The organism is Actinokineospora cianjurensis (assembly GCF_003663795.1).
Lineage (GTDB): Bacteria > Actinomycetota > Actinomycetes > Mycobacteriales > Pseudonocardiaceae > Actinokineospora > Actinokineospora terrae.
The window spans coordinates 3,211,139-3,231,926 of record NZ_RCDD01000001.1; the positions used below are offsets into that span (position 1 = coordinate 3,211,139).

Genomic DNA, 20,788 nt, shown 5'->3' on the forward strand with positions numbered 1-20,788 from the left:
CGTTGTCCCTGGGGAGCCTCAGACCAGGGGGCGGTCGGTCGGCTCGATGGGGCGGGGCAGCACCGAGCGCTGGGTCAGGTACGCGTCGACCCCGGCCGCGGCCGAGCGGCCCTCGGCGATGGCCCAGACGATCAGCGACTGGCCGCGGCCCATGTCGCCCGCGGTGAACACGCCATCGACGGAGGTCTGGAAGTCCTGGCCGCGGGCGACGTTGCCGCGGGGGTCCAGGTCGACGCCCAGGTCGGTGAGCAGCGCGCCCTTCTCCGGGCCGACGAAGCCCATCGCCAGGGTGACCAGGTCGGCCGGGATCTCCCGCTCCGAGCCCGCGACCGGGGTGAACCGGCCGTCGACCAGTTCCACCTCGGCGAGCCGCAGCGCCCGGACGTTGCCCTCGCCGTCGCCCACGAACTCCGTGGTCGACACCGAGTACACCCGCTCGCCGCCCTCCTCGTGCGCGGAGGTCACCCGGTACAGCAGCGGGTAGGTCGGCCACGGGTTCACGTCGGCCCTGGCCTCCGGCGGCTTGGGCATGATCTCCAGCTGGGTCACCGACGCCGCGCCCTGGCGGTGGGCGGTGCCGACGCAGTCCGCGCCGGTGTCGCCGCCGCCGATGACCACCACGTGCTTGCCCCCGGCGTGGATGGGGGAGCGGTCGAGCTGCCCGGCCGCCACCCGGTTCGCGGGCGGCAGGTACTCCATCGCCTGGTGCACCCCGGCCAGCTCGCGACCGGGGATGGGCAGGTCGCGCCACGCGGTGGCGCCACCGGCCAGCACGACCGCGTCGAACTCGGCCCGCAACTGCGCGGCGGTGACGTCAACGCCGACGTCGACACCGGTGCGGAACTCGGTGCCCTCCGCACGCATCTGCGCCAGCCGCCGGTCGAGGCGGGCCTTCTCCATCTTGAACTCCGGGATGCCGTACCGCAGCAATCCGCCCACCGCGTCGGCCCGCTCGAAGACCACCACGTCGTGGCCCGCGCGGCTGAGCTGCTGCGCCGCGGCCAACCCGGCCGGGCCGGACCCGACCACGGCGACCTTCTTGCCGGTCCTGGTCGCGGGTACCTGCGGGGTGATCCAGCCCTCGTCCCACGCCCGGTCGACGATCGACACCTCGACCCGCTTGATCGACACCGGGTCGTCGTTGATGCCCAGCACGCACGCGGACTCGCACGGCGCGGGGCACAGCGTGCCGGTGAACTCGGGGAAGTTGTTGGTCGCGTGCAGCCGGTCGGCCGCCCGCTTCCAGTCCTCCCGCCACACCAGCGTGTTCCACTCGGGGATCAGGTTCCCCAGCGGACAACCCTGGTGGCAGAACGGGATCCCGCAGTCCATGCAGCGCCCGGCCTGCTTCTGCACGCGCTCGTTGCCGAACTCGTCGTAGACCTCGCGCCAGTCCTTGAGCCTGAGGAAGACCGGTCGGTGCGTGGCGTTCTCGCGCCGGGTGGTCAGAAAGCCCTTGGGGTCAGCCATGTGCGGCCTCCATGATCGCCTGGTCGATGTCGCGGCCCTCGGCCTCGGCGGCCGCGCGCGCGGCGAGCACCCGCTTGTAGTCGGTGGGCATCACCTTGGTGAACCGGCTGACCTCGTTGTCCCAGTCCGCGAGCAGCGCCCGGCCGACGGCCGAGTCGGTCTCGGCGACGTGCTTGGCGACGACCCCGCGCAGGAAGTCGTTGTCCGCCAACGACAGCGGGTCGAGGTCCACCATCTCCGGGTTGACCCTGGCCGGGTTCAGGTCGAGCACGTAGGCGATGCCGCCGGACATGCCAGCCGCCAGGTTGCGCCCGGTCGGACCGAGGACCACGACGCGGCCACCGGTCATGTACTCGCAGGCGTGGTCGCCCACGCCCTCGACGACGGCCAGCGCGCCGGAGTTGCGCACGCAGAACCGCTCGCCGACCTTGCCGCGCAGGAACACCTCGCCGGAGGTCGCGCCGTAGGCGATGACGTTGCCCGCGATGACGTGCTGCTCGGCGGCGAACTGCGCCCCCGGGTGCGGCCGCACGGTGATCCGACCGCCGGACAGGCCCTTGCCGACGTAGTCGTTGCCGTCGCCGACCAGCCGCAGCGTCACCCCGCGTGGCAGGAACGCGCCGAAGGACTGGCCCGCGGTGCCGGTGAAGGTCACGTCGATGGTGTCGTCGGGCAGGCCGTCGCCGCCCCAGCGCTTGGTCACCTCGGAGCCGAGCATGGTGCCCACGGTCCGGTTCACGTTGCGCACCGGTAGTTCCAGCCGCACCTTGTCGCCTGCGGACAGCGCGCCCTCGGCGAGCTGGATCAGCGTGTTGTCCAGCGCCCGGGCCAGGCCGTGGTCCTGCGCGACGGTCTGGTGCCTGGCCGCGCGCGGCTCGAGCGGCGGCACGAAGAAGATCGGCGTCAGGTCGAGCCCGGCCGCCTTCCAGTGGTCGACCGCGACCCGGGTGTCGAGCAGTTCGGCGTGCCCGACGGCCTCCTGGATCGAGCGGAAGCCCAGCGCGGCCAGGTACTCCCGCACCTCCTGGGCGATGAACTCGAAGAAGTTGACCACGTACTCGGCCTTGCCGCTGAACCTGGCCCGCAGCACCGGGTTCTGCGTCGCGACGCCCACCGGGCAGGTGTCGAGGTGGCACACGCGCATCATCACGCAGCCCGACACCACCAGCGGCGCGGTCGCGAACCCGAACTCCTCCGCGCCCAGCAGCATGGCCACCATGACGTCGCGGCCGGTCTTGAGCTGGCCGTCGGTCTGCACCACGATCCGGTCGCGCAGGCGGTTGGCCAGCAGCGTCTGCTGGGTCTCGGCCAGCCCGAGCTCCCACGGACCACCCGCGTGCTTGATCGACGACAGCGGCGACGCGCCGGTGCCGCCGTCGTGCCCGGAGATCAGCACCACGTCCGCGTGCGCCTTGGACACCCCCGCGGCGACCGTGCCGACGCCCACCTCGGACACCAGCTTCACGTGGATGCGGGCCGCCGGGTTGGCGTTCTTGAGGTCGTGGATGAGCTGGGCCAGGTCCTCGATGGAGTAGATGTCGTGGTGCGGCGGGGGAGAGATCAGCCCGACGCCCGGGGTGGAGTGCCGGGTCTTGGCGATCCACGGGTACACCTTCGTACCCGGCAGTTGGCCGCCCTCGCCCGGCTTCGCGCCCTGCGCCATCTTGATCTGGATGTCGTCGGCGTTGACCAGGTACTCGCTGGTGACGCCGAACCGACCCGAGGCGACCTGCTTGATGGCCGACCGCCTGGCCGGGTCGTAGAGCCGGTCGGAGTCCTCGCCGCCCTCACCGGTGTTGGACTTGGCGCCCAGCCGGTTCATCGCGATCGCCAGCGTCTCGTGCATCTCCCGCGAGATCGAGCCGTAGGAGATGGCGCCGGTGCCGAACCGCTTGACGATCTCGCTGACCGGCTCGACCTCCTCGATCGGCACCGGCGGCCGCACGCCCTCCTTGAACGCGAACAGCCCGCGCAGCGTCTTGAGCGCCGTGGACTGGTCGTCGACGAGCCGGGTGTAGTCCTTGAACACCTCGTAGCGCCCGGCCCTGGTGGAGTGCTGGAGCTTGAACACCGTCTCCGGGTTGAACAGGTGCGGCTCGCCCTCGCGCCGCCACTGGTAGTCGCCGCCCACGGCCAGTTCGCGGTGGTCGGCGTGCACACCGCCGACCGGGAAGGCCACCGCGTGCCGCTGCCGCACCTCCTCGGCCAGCACGTCGAAGCCGATGCCGCCCAGCCGCGAGGTGGTGCCGGTGAAGCAGGCGTCGACCACCTCGGACCCGAGGCCGAGCGCCTCGAAGATCTGCGCGCCGTGGTAGGAGGCCACAGTGGACACGCCCATCTTGGACATGGTCTTGCGCACGCCCTTGCCCAGCGCCTTGATCAGGTTGCGGGCCGCGGTATGGGGGTCGATCGCCCCTCGGATGACGCCGCGCCTGGCCATGTCCTCCACGGTCGCCATCGCCAGGTACGGGTTCACCGCCGACGCGCCGTAGCCGATCAGCAGCGCCACGTGGTGCACCTCGCGCGCGTCACCGGACTCCACGACCAGGCTCACCTGGCTGCGCGTCTTCTCCCGCACCAGGTGCTGGTGCACCGCGCCGACCAGCAGCAGCGACGGGATCGGGGCGAGCTCGTCGTCGACGCCGCGGTCGGACAGGACAACGACCCTGGCGCCCGCGCGGATCTCCCGCGACACCTGGGCGCGGATCTCGTCGAGCTGCTCGCGCAGCGCGTCACCGCCGCCGTCGACGTCGAAGCGGCCGTGCACCGTGACCGACCGGAACTCCGGCAGGTCGCCGTCGTCGTCGGCGTGCGCGATCTTGGCCAGCTCGTCGTTGTCCAGCACCGGGAACGGCAGCGTGATCCGGCGGCACGACTCGGCCGTGCCCGCCAGCAGGTTCGGCTCCGCGCCGAGCTGGGTGCCAAGCGAGGTCACCAGCTCCTCGCGGATCGCGTCCAGCGGCGGGTTGGTCACCTGGGCGAAGAGCTGGCTGAAGTAGTCGAACAGCGGCCGCTGCGCGCGCGAGAGCGGGGCGAGCGGGGCGTCGTTGCCCATCGACCCGATCGGCTCGGCACCGGTGCGCGCCATCGGCTCCAGCAGCAGGGTCAGCTCTTCCTCGGTGTAGCCGAACGCCTGCTGCCTGCGCACGAGCGACGAGTGCGTCGGGACCTCGCGCGCCCTGGCGGGCAGCTGCGCCAACGGCAGCAGGCCCTTGGCCGCCCACTCGCCGTACGGGTGCGCCGCGGCCAGCTCGCCCTTGATCTCCTCGTCGTCGACCACCCGGCCCGCGGCGGTGTCCACCAGGAACATCCGGCCCGGCTCCAGCCTGCCCTTGCGCACGATGGTCGTCGGGTCGATGTCGAGCACGCCGACCTCGCTGGCCAGCACCACCAGGCCGTCCTCGGTCACCCAGTAACGGGCCGGTCGCAAGCCGTTGCGGTCGAGCACGGCGCCGATCTGGGTGCCGTCGGTGAAGGCCACCAGCGCGGGCCCGTCCCAGGGCTCCATCAGCGTCGAGTGGAACTGGTAGAACGCCCGGCGCGCCGGGTCCATCTCGGTGTGGTTCTCCCACGCCTCGGGGATCATCATCAGCACCGCGTGCGGCAGGCTGCGGCCGCCCAGGTGCAGCAGCTCCAGCACCTCGTCGAAGGACGCCGAGTCGCTGGCGCCGCGGGTGATCACCGGGTAGATCCGCTTGAGGTCACCGGGGATCAGGTCGCTGGCGAGCATCGACTCGCGGGCGTCCATCCAGTTCCGGTTGCCGCGCAGGGTGTTGATCTCGCCGTTGTGCGCGACGTAGCGGTACGGGTGCGCCAGCGGCCACGACGGGAAGGTGTTGGTGGAGAACCGGGAGTGCACCAGGCCGATCGAGCTGGTCACCCGCTCGTCGGACAGGTCGGGGAAGAACGACTCGACCTGCGGCTCGGTGAGCATCCCCTTGTAGACGATCGTCCGTGCGGACAGCGAGGCGAAGTACACGTCGGCGGCGTGTTCGGCGCGCTTGCGCACGCAGAAGGCCAAGCGTTCCAAGGCGAGCCCGTCGACACCGTCGGCGGCGGCGAGGAACAGCTGCGAGAAGTACGGCATGACGGCCAACGCGGAGGCGCCGGTGTGCTCGGGGTCGACCGGGAGTTCGCGCCAACCCAGCACGACCGCGCCCTCCTCGGCGGCGATCGCCTCGACGGTCGCGACGACCTCGGCGCGCGCGGTCTCGTCGGTGGGCAGGAACGCCGTGCCGACCGCGTACGCACCGGGGTCGGGCAGGGCGAAACCGGTGACGTCCCGGTAGAACGCGTCGGGGACCTGGATCAGGATGCCCGCGCCGTCGCCGGTGTCGGGCTCGGCGCCACGGGCACCGCGGTGTTCGAGGTTGCGCAGGGCGACGAGTGCTTTGGCGACGATGCCATGGTCTCGGCGGCCCGCGAGGTCGGCCACGAAGGCGACCCCGCAAGCGTCGTGCTCGTACTGCTCGTCGTAGAGACCACCTTCGCGGTGGTCTTGGCGGGTCGACATGACTAGCGGCCCTCCCTGTGCTCTGGATGCGCGCACACGGGCGTGCTCTCGAGCGGCTGGGCGGGCGGGGGCGCACGACACCAGCCGCGCGTGGGCCCGGTGCCGCGCCTCGAAACGGTGCGGTGTGAAAAGACAGCTTCGCCCGGGCTCGGGCGGTGGGCGCACCTCGTCGTGCGGGATGTCGTGCCGCGAACTGCCGCGGCACGGGGGTGGCAGCGCACCTCGTCGTGCGGCCTGGGTCGCGGGTCCGGCGGTCGGTTCTCCGGTGCGGAGTCGTGCCGTCACCCACGCGGTGGGACTACCCGGGGTCGTCCGGGGTTCTCATGACAATAGTGTGAACTCGGCGTATCCGGGATAGGCCAAGCGGCCCCCGTGGTGAACACCACGTGGTCTTGACCGGCGTATCGTCGTCGACACGCGCGCTGACCTGCGGTTATTGCGCTCGGGAGCATTCCGGGCAGTTGGTGCGTTAGAGGGATATCCAGTGAAATAGCCCGTTGGCCGAGGAGTCGGAAGTGCCCATCCTGTTGATCGTCCTGCTGGCAGTGGCCGCCGAGATCACCGTGATGGTCTCGGTCGGGAGCGCCATCGGCGTGTTGCCCACCATCGGTCTGCTGATCGCCGCGACCCTGCTCGGCGGGTTCCTGCTGCGCCGCGAGGGCGCCCGCACGCTGGCCGCGCTGCGCGAGGCGGTGTTCCTGCGCCGCACACCGGAGCGCGAGGTTGTCGACGGCGTGCTGATCGCCGCGGCGGGCGTGCTGGTGGTGCTGCCCGGGTTCATCAGCGACGTGCTGGCCCTGCTGTTGCTGCTGCCGCCGACCAGGGCGCTGCTGCGCAACCGGATCATCCGGCGCGCGGAGCGGTCCCGGCCGGTGATCGTGGTCGACTCGGTGGTGGTCGACCCCGACGCGGTCGCCCCGACGGTCATCCAGGGCACCGTCGAGCGCTGAGGACCGGTTTGTCCGATTGAGGTCTAGACCAATTGTTCACCTGTTGAGGTGATCCCCTTGCCAGTGGGGGGTGTGCTGTCGCCGGCAACGGTGAGGATCGGGCCATGCGAAAACTACTGAGCGTGGTGGCTGCCGCGGCACTGGCGGCGCTGGCCGCGGTCCCCGCGTCGGCCACCGGGCACGGCGTGTTCGAGACCTGGCGCGAGGGCGCCAAGGCGGTCACCTACGACGTGCAGAAGGTGCCGGTCGGCGCCAGGGTCGCGGTCGTCCCGCTGGCGACCGGGCGCAAGACGAGCGTGCTGCTGTGGGTGCACGGCCTGCTGCCCTACCGCCACTACGGCGCCCACGTCCACGTCAAGCCCTGCGGCCCCAACCCCGCCGACGCCGGTCCCCACTTCCAGGACCAGGCCGACCCGGTACTCCCGTCGGTCGACCCCGCCTACGCCAACCCCCGCAACGAGATCTGGCTCGACTTCGCCACCGACGACAAGGGCTCCGCCATCGCGATCGCCAACGTCCTCTGGCGCTTCGGCGACCGCCCGGCCGCCGCCGTCATCATCCACAACGAACACACCCACACCGCCCCCGGCGAGGCAGGCACCGCGGGCCCCCGCCTGGCGTGCGTCAACGCCCGCTTCCGCTGACCCGGCCTTCCGTTGGGATGACGGAGCAAGGCCGGGGCCGCACCGCGTCCCCGGCCTTCGTCCCCGCTCAGTCCGGTAGGCGGTCCTGGAGCCAGCCGGGCCCGATGAAGGACGCGCCCACCGCGGTGCAGCGGGTGCGGAGTTCCCGGTCGGCGGTGACCACCAGGCTGCCGGGGTTGGCCCGGGCAACCTCGACGATCTTGTCGTCGCCGTTGTGGTCTGCGGAGACGACCTCGACGCCGGGGACCGCCGTGGTGCGCTTCGCTTGGCCCTCCACCACCAGGATGATCTCCGGGTAGGCGAGGTCGAACGGCGGCAGGCCCGCGAAGCCATCAGCGGCGGCCAGCCGGTCGCGCAGTCGGGCCGCCGCGCCTGCCCGGTCGCGCCACCAGCCGTCCGGGCGGGAGCCCATGACGTTCGCGCAGTCCACCACCAGCACCCGCGGTGCCAGGCAGTCCCGCAGCCGCGTCCAGTTCGCCGCGAACGGGCCGAACAGCGGCAGATCCGTCACCGCGTCGACCGCGACCCACGCGACCCCCGCCGTCTCGTCCGACACCGGCTCCACCGGGAACCGCGCGTCAGCCGAGGCGATCACCGTCTCGTAGGTCCACCCCCCGTGGTCCTCGACGACCACCCCGAACGGCCGCACCAGCGCCGGGTCCAGTGTGCTCTCCTCGCCCGCCTCCCGGAGCGCCGCGGTGATGGTGTCCTCATGGCTGTCCCGCGCCCCGCCGAACATCCCCCACGTCCCGCTCCCGCTGATGCCGCCGCCGCGCTCCTGCAGCAGGACGTGGCCATCGGCGACCGGCAACAACCCGGCCGCGCCGTGCTCGCCCCAGTGCTCGTGCCCCTGCCCACAAAGGACCACGCGGTCCCCGTCACCCCTGGTCATGCGCCACCTCCCTGTCGCGGGCACCCTAGGGGAGCACGCCGACGATCACCCGCCGACGCACCGGTCCTCGGGGAGATCCGCCATCGGGATCAGCCGGGCCTGCCGCAGGATCTCCTGCGCGCTCGGGGATTCCAGGTAAGTCAGGAACCCCCGGGCCAGCGTCCCGTCGTCGGGCGTCTCCTTGCTGGTGTAGGCGTACTCCCGCACGCAGAACTTGCGGGCAGCGTCGGGTCCCAGCTCGCCCACCCCGCCCAGCACCGCCTGCTGGAACACCCGGCGGGTCCCGGAATCGGTGGTGCTCCGGCTGATCATGACGATCGGCAGGTCCTTGCCGCCGACCTGAGACCAGTTGGTGGCGGTCCCGGCGTAGATCGACCGGATCTGCGCGGTGGTCAGCTTGGTCACCCCGGCCTCCCGGTGCACAGGAACACGTAGGCGAACTTGCGCCGCAGGCGCCCCAGGATCCGGGTGTCGCGGTCGACCCTGCCGCTGCGCCCGCCGCCGGTGGGGAACCCGGACAACCTTCGTGCCAGATCCGGAGCCGGAGAGCAGGAACAGCAGCTTGAAGCTGTTGCCGGGGTTCAGCGCCACCTCGGGCACCACGAACTGGTCGGAGTCGAGGTGCCGGTCGCCGTCGATCTCGTCAACCAGCATCTCGCGGATCGGCTCCGGACCGAGCGGAAAGGGTTTCCCGCACCGCCATCCGGGCCCGCCGTCACAACTCCCTGGCTGTCACAACTCCCCGACGGCGGTGATGTGCACGACGGCTGCGCCTGCCTCGTCGGAGGCGGTCAGGTCGACCTCGGCGGTGAAGCCCCAGTCGTGGTCGCCTGCCGGGTCCTCGAAGATCTGCCGGACCAGCCACCGCTCGGCTTCCTGCTCGATGATCAGCAGCGCCGGGCCGCGCGCGTCCGGGCCGACGCCGATCTGGCTGTGCAGGTCGTAGTACGGGTCCAACGCGTCGGCCCACGCCTCGGCGTCCCAGCCCGCGTCGCCGTCGAGGTCGCCGAGGGCCGCGTAGTCGCGTCGGGCGGCCAGTTGCACGCGGTGGAACAGCGCGTTGCGGACCAGGACGCGGAAGGCGCGCGTGTTGGTGGTGACCGCGGGCGGTGCCGTGTCGACCGGGGCCTGGCCGTCCTCGGTGGGGTTGGTGAGCTTCTCCCACTCGTCGAGCAGGCTGGAGTCCACCTGGCGGACCAGCTCGCCGAGCCACTCGACCAGGTCGGCGACCTCCTCGGTCTTCGCCTCGTCCGGCACGGTCTGGCGCACCGCGCGGTAGGCGTCGGCGAGGTAGCGCAGCACAAGACCCTCCGAGCGGGCCAGCGCGTAGAACGACACGTACTCGGTGAACGTCATCGCCCGCTCGTACATGTCCCGCACCACCGACTTGGGCGAGAGCTGGTGGTCACCGACCCACGGGTGCCCGCGCCGGTAGGTCTCGAACATCGGCCCGAGCAGCTCGGCGAGCGGCTTGGGGTGGGTGACCGCCTCCAGCAGCTCCATCCGCTGGTCGTACTCGATGCCCTCGGCCTTCATCGCCTGCACGGCCTCGCCGCGGGCCTTGTGCGCCTGGGCGGAGAGCACCTGCCTCGGGTCGTCCAAAGTGGACTCCACAATGGACAGCAGGTCCAGCGGGTAGGACGGCGACTCGCGGTCGAGCAGGTCGACGGCGGCCAGCGCGAACGGCGACAGCGGCTGGTTGAGCGCGAAGTCGAACTGCAGGTCGACCGTCAGCCGCACCCGGCGGCCCTGCTCGTCGGGCTCGTCGAGCCTCTCCACCACGCCGGATTCCAGCAGCCCGCGGTAGATCGCGATGGCGCGGCGGATGTGGCGGCGCTGCGCGGCCCGGTCCTCGTGGTTGTCCTCCAGCAGGTGGCGCATCGCGGCGAACGCGTCACCGGGGCGGCCGATCACGTTGAGCAGCATCGAGTGGCTCACCTGGAAGCTGGAGGTCAGCGGCTCCGGCTCGGCGTCGCGCAGCCGCTCGAAGGTCGGCAGCCCCCACGACACCATCCCCTCCGGCGGCTTCTTGCGGACGAACTTGCGTCGCTTCTTCGGGTCGTCGCCCAGCTTCGCCAGCGACTTCTCGTTCTCGATCACGTGCTCCGGCGCCTGCACCAGCACCGTGCCCAGCGTGTCGTAGCCCGCCCGACCCGCCCGGCCCGCGATCTGGTGGAACTCGCGCGCCTTGAGGATCCTGGTCCGCACCCCGTCGTACTTCGACAGCGCGGTGAACACGACCGTGCGGATCGGCACGTTGATCCCGACGCCCAGGGTGTCGGTGCCGCAGACGATCTTCATCAGCCCGGCCTGGGCGAGGCGCTCCACCAGCCGCCGGTACTTGGGCAGCATGCCCGCGTGGTGCACGCCGATGCCGTGGCGCACCAGCCGCGACAGCGTCTTGCCGAACCCGGAGGAGAACCGGAAGTCGCCGATCAGCGCCGCGATCCGCTCCTTCTCCTCGCGCGTGCACACGTTGATGCTCATCAGCGCCTGCGCCCGCTCCAGCGCCGCGGCCTGGGTGAAGTGCACGACGTAGACCGGCGCCTGGTTGGTGCTGAGCAACTCCTCCAGCGCCTCGGTCAGCGGGGTCATCCCGAAGGAGTACAGCAGCGGGACCGGCCGCTGCGCCGAGGTCACCACCGCGGTGTCCCGACCGGTGCGCCTGGTCAGGTCGTCCTTGAACCGGGTGACGTCACCGAGGGTCGCCGACATCAGCACGAACTGCACCTTCGGCAACTCGATCAGCGGGATCTGCCAGGCCCAGCCGCGGTCGGGTTCGGCGTAGAAGTGGAACTCGTCCATCACGACCTGGCCGACCTCGGCCGCGGCGCCGTCGCGCAACGCGATGTTGGCCAGGATCTCCGCCGTGCAGCAGATGATCGGCGCGGACCCGTTGACACTGGAGTCACCGGTCATCATGCCGACGTTCTCGGCGCCGAAGGTCTCGCACAGCGCGAAGAACTTCTCCGACACCAGCGCCTTGATCGGCGCGGTGTAGAACGTCCGCTGCCCGTGCGCGAGCGCGGTGAAGTGCGCCCCGGTCGCCACCAGGCTCTTGCCGGACCCGGTCGGGGTGCTGAGGATGACGTTGGCCCCGGAGACGATCTCCATCACCGCCTCCTCCTGGGCCGGGTACAGCGACAACCCCTGATCGGCCGCCCAGGAGGCGAACGCGTCGAACAGGGCATCCGGGTCGGGGGAGGCGGGCAGCCGCGCGGTGAGCGTCATGGTGTGACGATCGTGCCGGCCCGCCCCACCCCCGGCGCGCACCGCCCGTCCGGCGGCGCGGCCGCCGAGGCCGAACGCGCGGCGCGACGCCCACACCGGCAGGGGGCGGTGTGGACGTCGCGCGCGGGGGCAGGCGGTCCGCCGCGCGACGCGTGCGCGTCGCAGGGGTGCGCGGCGGACCACCGGTGGCCCAGGGGGGAACAGCTACCGGGCGGTGCGGGTCGGGATTGAGGCAGGCGACGGCCGCGGCCAAGCCGGGCGGCGGGGGGAGTCAGAACCTGTGTCCGTAGAGGACGCTGCGGACGGCGCCGATCACCGAGGTGTAGAGGGGGAGGCTGGGGTGCTCCACGTCCGGGGCGGTGGCCCAGAACGCGACCGTGCGGTCGGTCTGCGCGGTGGGCAGCAGGACCCGGGTGGTCACCGGCTCGACACCGGGGGGCAGGGGCCTGCGGTGGTGCTCGTCCGGGATGGGCTGGGTGAGGAACGTCCACTCGGTGCGCTTGCCGGGCACCGCGAGCACCGGGCCTGCCAGCATCCGCAGGCGCAGCCACCACTGCACCTCGGCGCCGAGCCCGGCCCGCATCCGCAGGCCGCCGATCTGGTCAGCGCCGAGGTCGAGGTACGCGTTGCCCGCGTCGCCGTCCACCGGCCAGCCCAATCGTCCCCGGTAGCCCGGCACGTCGAACACGGGCGTGAGGTCCACGCCCCCGTCCAGCGCGCGCAGGTCGGACAGTTCCGCCGCGGTCATGGCGAGCCACCTTTCGCCGTCGGCGTCCGGAGTGCCCTGGTTCTGGTCTGGTTGCCCGGTCGTCGACTGTCGTTCACCAGGATGGGTGACGAAAACCGGCTGGACTCATCTCAACCGGGCATAACCCCAGCGTGATACCGACCACACAGTGGTGGCTACGCCGCAGGTCAGGCCAACTGTACCGGTCCGCTGACACGGCCACAGCGGGAATTGGGAACGTACGACCCTAGACGCGCTCGCTAGCGCTCAGCACCTTGCGCAGTAGACCGTGCGGGTGGCCGTGCCTGCGCCATTCCCTCGGGTAGCCCAACGACACCTCTTGGAACCGCACCCCGTCGTAGTGCGTGATCCGCGGGATGTGCAGGTGGCCGTACACCATCACCGCGGTCGGGAACCGGGTGTGCCAGTCCGCGGTCAACTCCGTGCCGCACCACTGGGCGAACTCCGGGTACCGCAGCACCCTGGTCGGCTCCCGCACCGTCGGGTAGTGGTTGACCAGCACGAACGGCGCGGCGGGATCCGCGGCCGCCGCCAGCCTCGCCCCGGTCTCGGCGACCCGCGCCCGGCACCAGTCGTCCCTGCTCGGGTACGGGTCGGGGTGCAGGTAGTACTCGTCGGTGCAGACCACCCCGCTGGCGTGCGCGATCTCCAACGCCTGCGCCTTGTTCCCGGCACCCTCCGGGCGGAACGTGTAGTCGTAGCCCAGGAACAGCGGCGCCACCGTGACCGGACCGTCCTCGCCCGCCCACACCGGGTACTCGTCCTCCGGGCTCACCACCCCGATCCGACGGCACATCTCGACGAACGCCTGGTACCGCTCCACCCCGCGCGCCTGCACGGCATCGGCGGGCATCGTCCACAACTCGTGGTTGCCCGGCGTCCACACCACCCGCGCGAACCGCTCCGCCAACAGCCCCAGCGCCCACTCCACGTCCGCGACCTGCTCGGCGACATCACCGGCGACGATCAGCCAGTCGTCAGCCGACTCCGGGCGCAGACCGCGCACGATCTCGCGGTTCTCGGCGTAGGAGATGTGCAGGTCGCTGATCGCCAGGAGAGTGCCCACCCGGTCGATCTTTCCACCAACCGGCGCGCACGTGGGGGAGACGCGCGTCTCCGCCCGGCTACTCAGCCCGGTGCTTGCGCACTGCTACTTCGCTCGGTGCTTGCGCACCGTGATGTGCACCGGCGGCCGCACCCCGTCCCCCAACCCCGTCTCCACCTCATCGGCCAGGGTCCGCAGCACGTGCCAGCCGAAGGTGTCGGTCGCGGGCGGCCTGCCGTCGCGGGAGCGGGTGCTGGCGTGGAAGACGACCTCGGCGCCCCCGTCGGCGGCGAGCACCCTGGTGAAGCGGCACTCCAGGTCGGCGGACGGCGCGGCGAGCACGATCAGCTGCGAGCACACCTCGTCCACCGCCAACCGCAGGTCGGCGATCTCGTCGACGGTGAAGTCGGCGGCCACCGCCACCGCGACCGCCACCCCGCGCACCACGGGCAGGTTCACCAGGTCGGCCCGCAACCGCAATTCGACGTCGGCGCCCTCGGGCTGGGTGGGGTCGCTCACCTGGGCTCCTCGCGGTCGCGTGCCTGGCCGGGACCGGTGGGACGCGCCGGGGCCGCGCCCGGGTTCCCGGCCGCGCTGGGACGGCTCGATCCGACGGCGCAGAACCTACTAGGCTGGTCGCCGAAGCGGTTGAGCAGCCAGCCGCCAGACCGTCATGTCCACACTGTGAAGGGCTGCCATGAGTACGTCGGACCTGCTGACCGCCGAGTTCGCCGACCGCGACGACGCGGTGTTGCTGCACGTCCGCGGCGAGATCGACATGGGCACCGCGCCCGCGTTGCGCGAGCACCTCGAAGCCGCGGTCACCAGGGGCCCCGCCGACGCCCCCGTGCTGCTCGACCTGACCAAGGTCGGGTTCCTCGCCTCGGCCGGGCTGGCCCTGCTGGTGGAGTACCACACCAGGTGCCGGGACTCGGGCCGCTCGCTGCGGGTGCTCACCGACGGCGGCGCCGTGCTGCGCGCCATCCAGGTCAGCTCGTTGGACAACGTGCTCGAGGTCCACCCGTCGATCGAGGCCGCGCTCACCGAGCACTGAGCCCGTCGGCCACCACGGCCGCGCCGGTCCCGCCGTCCGACCGGTGGCACCGGGGTGAGCGCGCACCAATTCCCCAGCGGCAACCGCGAAGCGGTCGTGCCGGGCGTTCGGCCGGGCGGTCGTGGCACGCGTAGATTGATGACCACCAGACCGACCGCGGCGCCGGTGCACGGTGCCCGAGTGTGGTGGACGAACGTGGGAAGGGGCCCGACGGTGGATCGCGTGACGGGCCTGGTGTCGCCATGACGGCTGAGAACGTGACAGCCGCCACGCACACCGCTTTGCTCTACCGGGGCGCCGTTGAGTACCTGGGCGCCGTACTGCCTTTCGTGCGTGACGGTGTGGCCGTCGGTGACGCGGTCACGGTCGCGGCACCCGCCGCCAACCTGGAGATGCTGCGCGAGGAGTGCGCCGCCGAGGGCTTCGCCGACCGGGTCCGGTGGCTGGACATGGCCGAGGTCGGCGGCAACCCGGGCCGGATCGTGCCCGCTGTGCTGCACCCCGTGCTCGACAGACCCGCCCGCGTGGTGACCGAGGTGGTGTGGCCGAAACGGCCCTCGGCCCAGTATCAGTCCTGCGTGCGGCACGAGGCGTTGGCCAACAAGCTGCTCGACGGCAGGACCCTGCGGCTGCTGTGCCCCTACGACGCGGCCGCGCTCGGCGACACCGTTCTCGCTGACGCGCTCGTGACCCATCCCGGGGTGCTCGACCGTGGGGGTTACCGCGTCAGCACCAAGTACGCCCCCGAGGCGGCGCTAGTCGGCGGCGATCAAGCCCCGACCGCGCCGACCAAGGCTCGCAGTCTCCTTGTAGGGGTAGGGGAGTTGGGCGCGGCAAGAGCACTGGTCTCCACCGAGGCCCGCGCGCACGGCCTCTCGGAGCAGCGGGTCGGCGACGTGGCTCTAGTGATCACCGAGCTGGTCACCAACAGCATCGAGCACGGCGGCGGTCAGGCCACCTTGAGCGTGTGGGCGGTCGACGGCGAACTGGTCTGCCAGGTGCGTGACGGCGGTAGGCTCGCCGACCCGTTGGCCGGGCTGCGCCCCGCCCCGGTCGACCAAGCGCACGGACGCGGTTTGCTGCTGGTGCACACCCTCGCTGACCTGGTCACCATCCACGCGGCGGGCGACGGCACCGTCGTGCGCGCGCATTTCACCCGGTAACCAGGCGCTTGACCTCGGCGCGGATCGGGTAAGTCCCCGACAGGACAGCCGAACGCGACCTGGAGGGCAGTGGAGATGACCGAGCATCCCCGCGGTGTGGCCCGCAGGCTCGTCGCCGTGACCCGCGGCGGCGACCTCGACCCCACCGCACGCACCGGCGCGCTCGACGTGCTCGCCGGACCGGACCACCGCGACCGCCTCGCCGCCGTGCTGCACGAGCTGGTGGTGGCCACCGCCGACATGATGCTGTGCCGCGCCGAGTCGACCGGGCCGGACAAGGCTTTCGTGCTCGACCTGCGCGACGACGCGGGCGACGTCGTCGACGTGGACACCCTGGACCCGCCGGTGCGCGCCCTGGTGCGGGCGCTGCTCGCCCAGCTCAACGGGCGCCCCGACGACGTGCAGACCCAGCTCGACCTGGCGATGCTCGACGACCCGCGGTTCGACCCGGTGGACGTGCTGGTGCTGGCGCTGCTGTGGACGGTGGGATCGATCGAGTGGTGCGAGCAGCACGACGCGCCGACCCCCGGTTGGCTCGTATGAGCGGTCTGGTCACCCTCGCTGCGGAACTGGCGGAGATGACCAGGTTGGTCGAGGGCGACGACGTCCACTCCGCCTTCGACCGCTTCACCGCCAGGGCCTCGGGCACCATCCCCGGTTGCGACCACGCCGCCCTCACGGTGCGCACCCACCGCGGCGACTTCGAGACGGTGGGGACCAGTCCGGTCAACCTGCTCGAACCCGGCCCCGTCACCGAGGCATTGATCCACCACGAGCCGCGCCGCCTCGACGACGCGGCCGCCGACGAGCGCTGGCCCACGTTCTCCACGCAGTTGCTGCTGGCCGGGTGGCGGGCGTGCCTGTCGCTACCGGTGCCGACCGGCGAGCGGGGGCAGGCCGTGCTGACGGTGTTCTCCCGGGACGCCGACCGGTTCGGGGAGTCCTCTTACGACCTGGTGATGCTGTTGACGTTGAACGCGGGCGCGGTCTTCGACAACGTCTCGCTCTACCACCACAGCACCCGACTGGTGGAACAGCTGCGCACCGCGCTGACCACCCGGGCCACCATCGGCCAGGCGCAGGGTCTGCTGATGCGGCAGTTCGGCTACGACGCGGACGCGGCGTTCGACACGCTGACCCGCGCCTCGCAGAACTCCAACCGCAAGCTCCGCGACGTCGCCGCGTCCATGGTCGAGGCGCACAACAACCGCACCTTCACCGCGGTCCTCCAGGCGTTCGACCTCTCCGCGCCGGACCTCGTCTAGCACTAGTCCAGTTCGGACAGTGTGTCCAGGATCTGTTGGCCGTACCGTGCCAGCTTGGTCTCGCCCACGCCGCTTATCCCGGTCAGGTCCGACATCACCTTCGGGCGCGCAGCCGCGATCTGCCGCAGTGTCGCGTCGTGGAAGATGACGTAGGCGGGGACGCCCTGTTCCTTGGCCGAGGCCGCACGCCACGCGCGCAACGCCTCGAACACCGGCGCCGCCTCGGCGGGCATGTCCACCGGGGCCGCCTTGGACTGCCGCGACGTCGAGGCCCGGGCGACCTTCTCCGGTTCGCGCCGCATCAACACCTCGCGGCCCTTGAACAGCACCTCGGCGCTGCCGTCGGTCAACGCGAGCGTGCCGTACTCACCCGTGACGTCGAGCAGGCCCTGGGCGAGCAACTGCCTGGCCACGCCGCGCCACTGGTTCTCGCTGAGCTCGGTCCCCTTGCCGAACACCGAGAGCTCGTCGTGCCGGTGCTGGGTGATCTTCTCCGTCTGCTTGCCCAGCAGGATGTCGACGACCTGCACCACGCCGAAGTGCTGGCCGCGCTCGTGGTCGAGCCGGTACACCGCCGAGAGCAGCTTCTGCGCGGGCACCGTGCCGTCCCAGGTCTGCGGCGGGGTCAGGCAGGTGTCGCAGTTGCCGCACGCCTTGCCGCTCTGGCCGAAGTAGTTGAGCAGCTGCACGCGCCTGCACTCGACCGTCTCGCACAGCGCGAGCATGGCGTCGAGGTGCCGGTTGAGCTTGCGCCGGTGCGCGGCGTCGCCCTCGGAGCTCTCGATGAGCTTGCGCTGGGTGACCACGTCGGTGAGGCCGTAGGCCAGCCACGCGGTGGACGGCTGGCCGTCGCGGCCCGCCCGGCCGGTCTCCTGGTAGTACCCCTCCACCGACTTCGGCAGGTCGAGGTGCGCGACGAACCGGACATCGGGCTTGTCGATGCCCATGCCGAACGCGATGGTCGCCACCACGACCAGGCCGTCCTCGCGCAGGAACCGGGACTGGTTGGTCGCCCTGACCCGCGCGTCCAGGCCCGCGTGGTACGGCACGGCCGGGATCCCGTTGTCGGACAGGAACTGCGCGGTCTTCTCCACCGACGCCCGCGACAGGCAGTAGACGATCCCCGCCTCGCCCCGGTGCTCGGTGCGCAGCAGGTCGAGCAGCTGCTTGGTGGGGCTGGCCTTGGGCACGATCCGGTACTGGATGTTGGGCCGGTCGAAGCTGGCCACGAAGTGCTTGGCGGCGCCCAGGTTCAGCCGCTGCGCGATCTCGGTGTGCGTCGCCTTGGTCGCCGTGGCGGTCAACGCGATCCTGGGTACTTCCGGCCACCGCTCGTGCAGCGCTGACAGTTCCAGGTAGTCCGGCCGGAAGTCGTGGCCCCACTGGGACACACAGTGCGCCTCGTCGATGGCGAACAGCGCGATCTTGCCCCGGTCGAGCAGTTGCGCCGTCGACTCCAACCGCAGCCGTTCCGGCGCCAGGTACAGCAGGTCCAGTTCGCCGTCGACGAACGCCTTCTCCACCTCGCGGCGGGCCATCGAGTCCTGCGTGGAGTTGAGGAACCCGGCGCGCACACCCAGGTTGCGCAGGGCGTCCACCTGGTCCTGCATCAACGCGATCAGCGGCGAGATCACCACGCCGACACCGGGGCGGACCAGCGCCGGGATCTGGTAGCACAGCGACTTGCCGCCGCCGGTGGGCATCAGCACCAGCGCGTCACCGCCGTCGGCGACGGTGGTGATGATCTCCTCCTGCTCGCCGCGGAAGGAGGCGTAGCCGAACACCCGGTTCAGCACCTCGGTGACGGCGTCCCCGGTCGCCCCGGTTCCCGCCGCTGGGCTCGAGGGCACGGCGGTGGCTGGTTCGGCGCTCGACGGCGCGGTGGTGGGGGGCTCGGTGCTGGGGTGGGTTTCGCTCGGCACGGCGGACACGGCGGCGATCCTACGGGCTCGTCGGTTTTCGCCGAGGTCCGGTGCGCGCGGCCTGTGGACAACTACCCTGGCGGCATGACCTCGAGGCCCACCCCGACCCCGGTGCCGGACCGATGAGCAACACCGAGGCCGCGCCCGCGGCGCTCACCTGCAGGCCGGACCCGGCCACCCCCGGCGTCGAGGTGCTGTCCGCGCGCGAGGTGCCCCTGGGCGGTCCGCGGGCCATGCGGGTCCGGCGCACGCTGCCGCAGCGGGACCGGTCGCTGATCGGCGCGTGGTGCTTCGTCGACCACTACGGCCCGGACCGGGTCGCGGACGCCGGTGGCATGAACGTCGCCCCCCACCCGCACACCGGGTTGCAGACGGTGAGTTGGCTGTTCTCCGGGGAGATCGAGCACCGCGACAGCCTGGGCACCCACGAGTTCGTCCGCCCCGGTGAGGTCAACCTGATGACCGGTGGCGCGGGGATCTGCCACTCGGAGGTCTCCACGGCGGCGACCGAGGTCCTGCACGGCGTGCAGTTGTGGGTAGCGCTGCCGGACGAGCACCGCGACGCCCCGCGCGCGTTCGAGCACTACGCGCCTGAGCCGATCGAGCTCGATGGTGGGACCGCGCGCGTGTTCCTCGGATCGCTGGCGGGGAGTAAGTCCCCGGTCGCCACGTTCACGCCGCTGCTCGGCGCGGAAGTCGTAGTGGAACCGCGCGACAGGGTCACGCTGGATGTCGACCCGGCGTTTGAGCACGGGGTCCTGCTCGACACCGGGCAGATCTGTGTGTCGGGGGAGCCTCTTGGGCTGTCTGAGCTCGGTTACCTGGGGCGTGGTCGGACGCAGCTGGATCTGACCAACCTCGGTGACGAGCCATCCCGCGTGCTGGTGCTGGGCGGTCCGCCGTTCACGGAGCCGATTCTGATGTGGTGGAACTTCGTGGCCCGCACACACGAGGAGATCGTCGCCTACCGCGAGGCGTGGGAGAGCGAGTCGGACCAGTTCGGTCGCGTAGAGGGCTACACGGGTAGTCCAGCGCGGTTGCCCGCTCCTGTGCTGCCACCGGTCACGATCAAACCTCGCCGCAACCGCAACTCTTAGCCTGCCAGGAACTTCAGCACGGCTTGGTTCCACTGCTGCGGGTGGGTTATGTGCACGCCGTGGGGACCGCTGGGGATGACCACCGTCGGCGCGTCGACTCTGTGCGATGGCGCTACCGCGTCACCCTCACCGCAGATGACGAGCGTCGGCAAGCCTGCCGCGGCGACGTCCGCGGCTAGATCGAGCGTGGGGTCTGACCACGCGTCGATCACGGTGAGGGTCGCGCGTGCGGAGGACGCTGCCGCCGTCGACAGCAGGTGTCGGCGCGTGGCCTCATCGAGCGCGACCTCGCCGTTGACGCTGAAGAACCGAGTCAAGACGTCGTCCAGCATCGCGACCCGGTGCCATCTGGCCGCTGCGCGCAGGTCGCTTCCTAGCGCTGACGCCCCGCTCAACGGACTGGCCAACACCAGCCCGTGCACCCTGTCGGGACCGTGCGTCGCGAGGTAGCGGGCAGTCTCGACCGCGCCGGAGGAGAACCCGACCAACGTGACGTCGGTCAGGTCCAGGTGCGTGACCAGTCCGTGTAAGTCGTCGACAAGGGTCGCGGGCGTGTAGCCGTCCCACGCGCGGGTCGAGCGGCCGAACCCGCGCCGGTCGTAGGTGAGCACCCGGTGACCCGCCTCGACCAGCGCGCCGATCTGGCACTCCCACGACTCCGAGGTCAGCGGCCACCCCGGCACGAGCAGCACGGGCGGCCCCGTGCCCGCGTCCTCGTAGTACAGCTCGACGTCCGGTCCGACTCGCAGCAGCGGCACAGCACACCCCTTCACCCAGGTCCACAGCGTGGAACT

Annotated in this window: 17 protein-coding genes; 7 read left to right on the forward strand and 10 right to left on the reverse strand. The window is 71.4% G+C overall.

From position 1 onward, the window contains the following. Positions 1 to 18 precede the first annotated feature (18 nt). Together CLV68_RS14430 and gltB are read right to left on the reverse strand one after the other, a co-directional pair. Positions 19 to 1,470: a glutamate synthase subunit beta gene (locus CLV68_RS14430; protein WP_121390802.1), complete on the reverse strand. Its 1,452-nt coding sequence runs from the start codon at positions 1,468 to 1,470 to the stop codon at positions 19 to 21. After that, a complete protein-coding gene (gltB, locus tag CLV68_RS14435) occupies positions 1,463 to 5,983 on the reverse strand; it encodes a glutamate synthase large subunit (RefSeq protein ID WP_121390803.1) in 4,521 nt (1,506 codons plus the stop codon). Before gltB ends, CLV68_RS14430 begins: the two co-directional genes overlap by 8 nt. Positions 5,984 to 6,498: 515 nt before the next feature. On the opposite strand from gltB, the gene CLV68_RS14440 reads away from it, so the two are divergent. Together CLV68_RS14440 and CLV68_RS14445 are read left to right on the forward strand one after the other, a co-directional pair. Beyond that, complete coding sequence (locus tag CLV68_RS14440) at positions 6,499 to 6,933, forward strand: FxsA family protein (RefSeq protein ID WP_246009810.1); 435 nt, start codon at positions 6,499 to 6,501, stop codon at positions 6,931 to 6,933. A gap of 104 nt (positions 6,934 to 7,037) precedes the next feature. Beyond that, on the forward strand, positions 7,038 to 7,577 hold the full coding sequence (locus tag CLV68_RS14445) for a superoxide dismutase (RefSeq protein ID WP_121390804.1): 540 nt from the start codon (positions 7,038 to 7,040) through the stop codon (positions 7,575 to 7,577). Positions 7,578 to 7,644: 67 nt separating this feature from the next. On the opposite strand, the gene CLV68_RS14450 is transcribed toward CLV68_RS14445, so the two are convergent. The 6 genes from CLV68_RS14450 to CLV68_RS14475 all read right to left on the reverse strand — a co-directional run bounded on the left by CLV68_RS14450 (position 7,645) and on the right by CLV68_RS14475 (position 14,012). After that, positions 7,645 to 8,469, reverse strand: coding sequence for an NUDIX domain-containing protein (locus tag CLV68_RS14450; RefSeq protein ID WP_121390805.1), 825 nt, complete (start codon positions 8,467 to 8,469; stop codon positions 7,645 to 7,647). A 45-nt stretch (positions 8,470 to 8,514) separates the two neighbouring features. Next, complete coding sequence (locus tag CLV68_RS14455) at positions 8,515 to 9,123, reverse strand: PstS family phosphate ABC transporter substrate-binding protein (protein WP_121390806.1); 609 nt, start codon at positions 9,121 to 9,123, stop codon at positions 8,515 to 8,517. A 78-nt stretch (positions 9,124 to 9,201) separates the two neighbouring features. Next, positions 9,202 to 11,700, reverse strand: coding sequence for a DEAD/DEAH box helicase (locus tag CLV68_RS14460; RefSeq protein ID WP_121390807.1), 2,499 nt, complete (start codon positions 11,698 to 11,700; stop codon positions 9,202 to 9,204). Positions 11,701 to 11,971: 271 nt separating this feature from the next. After that, entirely contained in the window at positions 11,972 to 12,448 is a 477-nt protein-coding gene (locus CLV68_RS14465; RefSeq protein WP_121390808.1) for a hypothetical protein, read from the reverse strand. Between the two features lie 226 nt (positions 12,449 to 12,674). Next, positions 12,675 to 13,523 (reverse strand): metallophosphoesterase family protein, encoded by an 849-nt coding sequence (locus CLV68_RS14470; RefSeq protein WP_121390809.1) that lies wholly within the window; start codon positions 13,521 to 13,523, stop codon positions 12,675 to 12,677. Between the two features lie 75 nt (positions 13,524 to 13,598). Further along, on the reverse strand, positions 13,599 to 14,012 hold the full coding sequence (locus tag CLV68_RS14475) for an ATP-binding protein (protein WP_121390810.1): 414 nt from the start codon (positions 14,010 to 14,012) through the stop codon (positions 13,599 to 13,601). Positions 14,013 to 14,190: 178 nt separating this feature from the next. Here CLV68_RS14475 and CLV68_RS14480 point away from each other — a divergent pair, with 178 nt between their 5' ends. The 4 genes from CLV68_RS14480 (at position 14,191) to CLV68_RS14495 (ending at position 16,975) form a co-directional block, all read left to right on the forward strand. Next, positions 14,191 to 14,547, forward strand: coding sequence for an STAS domain-containing protein (locus CLV68_RS14480; RefSeq protein ID WP_121390811.1), 357 nt, complete (start codon positions 14,191 to 14,193; stop codon positions 14,545 to 14,547). Positions 14,548 to 14,789: 242 nt separating this feature from the next. Continuing rightward, positions 14,790 to 15,710 carry a sensor histidine kinase gene (locus CLV68_RS14485; RefSeq protein ID WP_121390812.1) on the forward strand — a complete coding sequence of 307 codons (921 nt, stop codon included), beginning with the start codon at positions 14,790 to 14,792 and terminating at the stop codon, positions 15,708 to 15,710. A gap of 75 nt (positions 15,711 to 15,785) precedes the next feature. After that, complete coding sequence (locus tag CLV68_RS14490; protein WP_147459989.1) at positions 15,786 to 16,253, forward strand: hypothetical protein; 468 nt, start codon at positions 15,786 to 15,788, stop codon at positions 16,251 to 16,253. Then, positions 16,250 to 16,975, forward strand: a complete 726-nt coding sequence (locus CLV68_RS14495) for a GAF and ANTAR domain-containing protein (protein ID WP_121390814.1) — start codon at positions 16,250 to 16,252, stop codon at positions 16,973 to 16,975. Before CLV68_RS14490 ends, CLV68_RS14495 begins: the two co-directional genes overlap by 4 nt. Positions 16,976 to 16,977: 2 nt before the next feature. Here the strand turns inward: CLV68_RS14495 and recQ are convergent, their stop codons facing one another. Then, on the reverse strand, positions 16,978 to 18,825 hold the full coding sequence (recQ, locus tag CLV68_RS14500; protein WP_121391202.1) for a DNA helicase RecQ: 1,848 nt from the start codon (positions 18,823 to 18,825) through the stop codon (positions 16,978 to 16,980). A 194-nt stretch (positions 18,826 to 19,019) separates the two neighbouring features. Here recQ and CLV68_RS14505 point away from each other — a divergent pair, with 194 nt between their 5' ends. Then, positions 19,020 to 19,994: a pirin family protein gene (locus CLV68_RS14505; RefSeq protein ID WP_121390815.1), complete on the forward strand. Its 975-nt coding sequence runs from the start codon at positions 19,020 to 19,022 to the stop codon at positions 19,992 to 19,994. Here the strand turns inward: CLV68_RS14505 and CLV68_RS14510 are convergent. Further along, positions 19,991 to 20,752: an alpha/beta fold hydrolase gene (locus tag CLV68_RS14510; RefSeq protein ID WP_170224297.1), complete on the reverse strand. Its 762-nt coding sequence runs from the start codon at positions 20,750 to 20,752 to the stop codon at positions 19,991 to 19,993. The two genes, CLV68_RS14505 and CLV68_RS14510, sit on opposite strands and share 4 nt — an antisense overlap. Between the last annotated feature and the right edge of the window lie 36 nt (positions 20,753 to 20,788).

Bases quoted from the DNA above. Each gene is read 5' to 3' on its own strand.
- CLV68_RS14430 (WP_121390802.1), bottom strand. From the start codon at position 1,470: ATGGCTGACCCCAAGGGCTTTCTGACCACCCGGCGCGAGAACGCCACG.
- gltB (WP_121390803.1), bottom strand. From the start codon at position 5,983: ATGTCGACCCGCCAAGACCACCGCGAAGGTGGTCTCTACGACGAGCAG.
- CLV68_RS14485 (WP_121390812.1), top strand. From the start codon at position 14,790: ATGACGGCTGAGAACGTGACAGCCGCCACGCACACCGCTTTGCTCTAC.
- CLV68_RS14445 (WP_121390804.1), top strand. From the start codon at position 7,038: ATGCGAAAACTACTGAGCGTGGTGGCTGCCGCGGCACTGGCGGCGCTG.
- CLV68_RS14450 (WP_121390805.1), bottom strand. From the start codon at position 8,469: ATGACCAGGGGTGACGGGGACCGCGTGGTCCTTTGTGGGCAGGGGCAC.
- CLV68_RS14495 (WP_121390814.1), top strand. From the start codon at position 16,250: ATGAGCGGTCTGGTCACCCTCGCTGCGGAACTGGCGGAGATGACCAGG.
- CLV68_RS14465 (WP_121390808.1), bottom strand. From the start codon at position 12,448: ATGACCGCGGCGGAACTGTCCGACCTGCGCGCGCTGGACGGGGGCGTG.
- CLV68_RS14455 (WP_121390806.1), bottom strand. From the start codon at position 9,123: ATGCTGGTTGACGAGATCGACGGCGACCGGCACCTCGACTCCGACCAG.
- CLV68_RS14490 (WP_147459989.1), top strand. From the start codon at position 15,786: ATGACCGAGCATCCCCGCGGTGTGGCCCGCAGGCTCGTCGCCGTGACC.
- CLV68_RS14505 (WP_121390815.1), top strand. From the start codon at position 19,020: ATGAGCAACACCGAGGCCGCGCCCGCGGCGCTCACCTGCAGGCCGGAC.
- CLV68_RS14480 (WP_121390811.1), top strand. From the start codon at position 14,191: ATGAGTACGTCGGACCTGCTGACCGCCGAGTTCGCCGACCGCGACGAC.
- CLV68_RS14460 (WP_121390807.1), bottom strand. From the start codon at position 11,700: ATGACGCTCACCGCGCGGCTGCCCGCCTCCCCCGACCCGGATGCCCTG.